This window comes from Arthrobacter sp. Hiyo1, from assembly GCF_001263615.2.
GTDB lineage: Bacteria > Actinomycetota > Actinomycetes > Actinomycetales > Micrococcaceae > Arthrobacter.
Genome location: NZ_DF952473.1, coordinates 276,679 through 280,464 on the forward strand (window position 1 = coordinate 276,679; position 3,786 = coordinate 280,464).

At 66.5% G+C, this 3,786-nt stretch carries 3 protein-coding genes and 2 pseudogenes; all 5 read left to right on the forward strand.

Annotated elements, in window-relative coordinates; translation table 11 throughout:
• Positions 1-415, forward strand: a pseudogene (locus AHiyo1_RS16765) (DUF2092 domain-containing protein); the annotation flags it as partial.
• Positions 412-1,398 (forward strand): ABC transporter ATP-binding protein, encoded by a 987-nt coding sequence (locus tag AHiyo1_RS16770; RefSeq protein WP_059389302.1) that lies wholly within the window; start codon positions 412-414, stop codon positions 1,396-1,398. The pseudogene AHiyo1_RS16765 and the gene AHiyo1_RS16770, both read left to right, overlap by 4 nt.
• Positions 1,399-1,474: 76 nt before the next feature.
• A pseudogene (locus AHiyo1_RS16775) lies at positions 1,475-2,274 on the forward strand (ABC transporter permease).
• Between the two features lie 27 nt (positions 2,275-2,301).
• Positions 2,302-2,922, forward strand: a complete 621-nt coding sequence (locus AHiyo1_RS16780) for an L-threonylcarbamoyladenylate synthase (protein WP_059389303.1) — start codon at positions 2,302-2,304, stop codon at positions 2,920-2,922.
• Positions 2,923-2,924: 2 nt separating this feature from the next.
• Positions 2,925-3,590, forward strand: coding sequence for an alpha/beta hydrolase family protein (locus AHiyo1_RS16785; RefSeq protein WP_059389304.1), 666 nt, complete (start codon positions 2,925-2,927; stop codon positions 3,588-3,590).
• The last annotated feature ends 196 nt before the right edge of the window (positions 3,591-3,786 follow it).

A 3,786-nucleotide genomic window follows, 5' to 3' on the forward strand; every position in this document is an offset into this window, starting at 1 on the left:
GGCACGGGGCCAGGCCGCGGCGGCCTTTTCGCTCGCGTTCACTGACGTGAGCTTGTCGGCGCCCGACGCCGCCCTGTTCAGTTTCACTCCGCCCCGCGGTGCCGCCGTGGAAGAGAAGGCAACCCCGCAACCGCGTACCCTCCCCGGTAAGACCGGGCAAGCACCGCAGGTAAAGGCAACCGGGGGCCGGCCAACAGTCACGGGAACCGGCTGGGACGCAGTGATCGCCATGCCCTCGGGGACCGTGCCCGCCGATGTCCGCTCGGCTCCGATGGTGGCCCAGCTCACCCAGCCGGTAGCGGGCGGCCGTGCAGTGACCACCAGCCTGGTAACTGTCTTGATGCTCGACGACGGCCGCGTCTTCGCGGGAATGGTGCCACTTGAGCGGTTGCAGGCCGCAGCCGCCACGAAATGACGGAGGCACCCCCGCCGGCTGAACTGGCGATAGAGACGCAAGGCCTCAGCAAGCGCTTTGGTCACCGGGCCGCCGTCGAGGGCGTCGACTTGGCGGTTCCGCGCGGTTCAGTCTTTGGCTTCCTCGGTCCAAATGGCTCGGGCAAGACCACCACCATCCGGTTGCTGCTTGGATTGGCGGCCGCCACGAACGGCCGCATCCGGGTTCTGGGTGGCGATATGCCGCGCCAACTGGCAACGGTCCTGCCCAACGTGGGCTCGCTCGTGGAAGGCCCGGCCTTCTACCCTTTCCTGTCCGGGGCGGCGAACCTTCGGCGATTGGACAGCGCCGATCTTCACGCATCCCCGCGGACCAGGGCCGCACGGGTGGATGAAGCGCTCGAGAGGGTGGGGTTGTCCCATGCCGCGGGCAAAAAGGTGCGCGCCTATTCGCTCGGGATGAAGCAGCGGCTGGGAATTGCACATGCCCTGCTGCGGCCGAGGGAACTGCTTGTCCTCGATGAACCCACCAACGGCCTGGATCCGCAAGGGACCCGGGAGGTGCGCGGCCTGGTCCGCTCCCTCGCCGCCGGGGGCACCACCGTGTTCGTCTCCAGCCACCTCCTCGCGGAAGTGGAACAGATGTGCACCCATGTGGGTGTCATGAGCGTAGGCAAACTCGTGGCGCAAGGAACCCTGCACGAACTGCGCGCCGCGGGAACGGCCACGATCCGGCTCCACACGCCCGATATTGAGGCCGCTGTCCGTGTCCTCTCCAGGCTGGGCCTGCAATCGGAACTGTCAGTGCCGCTGCCCGGATCGCACGGTGCCGATGGCCAGAGCCTCGTCAGCACCGGGCCGCCGGGGTACGGGGTGGCTCCCGAGGCGATCGTGGCTGCCCTCGTGTCCGACGGCGTCCGGGTGCGGGGCTTCGGCGTGGAGGACGCCAGCCTGGAGGAGCGCTTCGTCTCCCTGACCGGAGAGGGTTTCGACATTGCCGGCTGAACGCGGAACCGACGTCACGGCTGCCGCGCAGGGCGCCCTGGTAACAAACACCCGGCTATCAAGCTCGTTGTCACTCATGGCCTCCGAGCTCTCGGTGCTGTTCAGGCGGCTGCGGACATGGGCCATGCTCCTCGCGCTCGCGGCGATCCCCATCCTCATCGCCGCGGCGGTCAAGCTGAGCTCGCATCCCGTGGCGCCAGGCGCGGTCCGCCCTTCCTTGATCGCATCACCCAGAACGGGCTTTTCGTCGGCGTCACGGCAATGATCGTCTCCGTGCCCTTGTTCCTTCCCCTCACGATCGGAGTGGTGGCAGGCGACACGATTGCCGGAGAAGCGAACCTTGGCACGCTCAGGTACTTGCTCGTCGCCCCGGCGGGACGCGTCCGCCTCTTGTTGATCAAGTACGCGTCCGCCGCGGCTTTCTGCCTGGCAGCGACCCTTACGGTGGCCGCCGCCGGTGCCCTGGCCGGCGTCGCGCTCTTCCCGGTAGGTCCCGTTACCCTGCTCTCCGGCGACACGATCGGCGTCGGCGAATCAGTGGTGCGTTCCCTGCTGATAGCCGCGTACATTGCTGTGTCACTGTTGGGGCTCTCCGCCATCGGGCTGGCAATATCCACCTTCACGGACGTGCCGGTCGGGGCCATGGCCGCAACGATCGTCCTGTCCGTGGTGTCACAAGTGGCCGACAACCTGCCGCAATTGGAGTGGCTGCACCCGTGGCTGTTCAGCCACTACTGGTTGGGTTTCGCCGACCTCTTGCGCCAACCCATCTCGTGGACGAGCTTCGGCGACAATGCCCTGCTGCAGGCGGCCTACGTCGTGGCGGCCGGCGCGTTGGCTTATGGCAAGTTCACCAGCAAGGATGTCCTGTCCTGAAGTACGGCCTGCCCGTAAGCTCGTGGCATGGCAAGATTCTTCGATGTCCACCCGCAGGACCCCCAACCACGCGCAATTGCCCAGGTGGTGAATATCCTCCAGTCCGGCGGGCTCATCGCCTATCCCACCGATTCCTGCTACGCGCTCGGCGCACAAATCGGCAACAGGGAAGCCCTCGACCGGATCCGCTCGATCCGGCAGCTGGACAGCAAGCACCATTTCACCTTGGTCTGCAAGGACTTCGCGCAGCTCGGTCAGTTCGTCATGATCGACAACGATGTGTTCCGAAGCATCAAGGCCGTCACACCGGGTAGCTACACGTTCATCTTGCCTGCCACCAAGGAAGTCCCCCGCCGCCTCCTGCACCCCAAAAAGAAAACGGTAGGCGTGCGGATTCCGGACCATAATTTTGTCCAGGCCCTCCTGGCCGAACTGGGCGAACCGCTACTTTCCAGCACCTTGCTGCTCCCCGACGAGGAGGAGCCGTTGACCCAAGGCTGGGAGATCAAGGAACGCCTGGACAATCTGGTGGAAGCCGTGATCGACTCCGGCGACACCGGCGCAGAGCCCACCACGGTGGTGGACTTCTCGAGCGGCACCGCGGAAGTGGTCAGGCGCGGCACCGGCGATCCCTCCCGATTCGAGTGAGCATGCGTACCGCCGAATCCAGTGTCACGATCGACGTCGACGGCACACCGGTCTCCGGTATCTACGGCCGACCGGACAACCCGGTCGCGACCCTCGTTCTCGCCCACGGAGCCGGGGCGGGCATGGAGCATCCGTTCCTGGGCGGCCTCGCGCACGCTTTGAACGACGACGGCGTCGCGACCTTGCGCTTCAACTTCCCCTACCGGGAAGCCGGCAAGAAGTTCCCCGACCGACCTCCCGCGGCTATCGCGGCCTGGCGGGCCGTCATGGCGGAAGCCGCGTCCCGTTCGGAGGGAGAACCGCTGTGGGCGGCCGGCAAGTCCTTCGGTGGACGCATGGCGTCGATGGCAGTGGCCGAAGGCATGCCCGCCGAGGGACTCATCTATCTCGGCTACCCGCTGCACCCGCCCGGAAAACCCGAGAAGCTCCGTGACGAGCACCTTTACGGGCTCACGCTGCCGATGCTCTTCCTGCAGGGCACGCGGGACACTTTCGCGACGCCCGAGCTGCTCGAAAACGTGGTGGCCCGGATCGGCCCCGCCGCCACCATCGAGTGGTGGGAGGGCGGCGACCATTCCTTTGGCCGCGCGGGAGTCAAGAAGAGCGCTGCGGAGGTGGGGGCCTCATTGGCACCTCCCGTTTCAGCGTTCCTTCGCAAGAACCGCTGACCTGGAAGGAGACTCTGAGCCTCAGGCTTTCGCCGAGGCGACGGCTATGCCGGGCGGCAACGGCTCGTGCCGCAAGTACTCCCGGCGGAATTGACCGCTGCCGCCGTCAGTCCCCGCAGCACGATCGCGTACCGCAGCAGTTCCTGCTCCGGCACTTCGGCGCTGATCTCCGTGCGCTCTCCGCCCACGGATGTCG

What these genes read in the sequence shown, in the direction of transcription:
- AHiyo1_RS16770 (WP_059389302.1), top strand. Translation starts at nt 412, where the DNA reads ATGACGGAGGCACCCCCGCCGGCTGAACTGGCGATAGAGACGCAAGGC.
- AHiyo1_RS16780 (WP_059389303.1), top strand. Translation starts at nt 2,302, where the DNA reads ATGGCAAGATTCTTCGATGTCCACCCGCAGGACCCCCAACCACGCGCA.
- AHiyo1_RS16785 (WP_059389304.1), top strand. Translation starts at nt 2,925, where the DNA reads ATGCGTACCGCCGAATCCAGTGTCACGATCGACGTCGACGGCACACCG.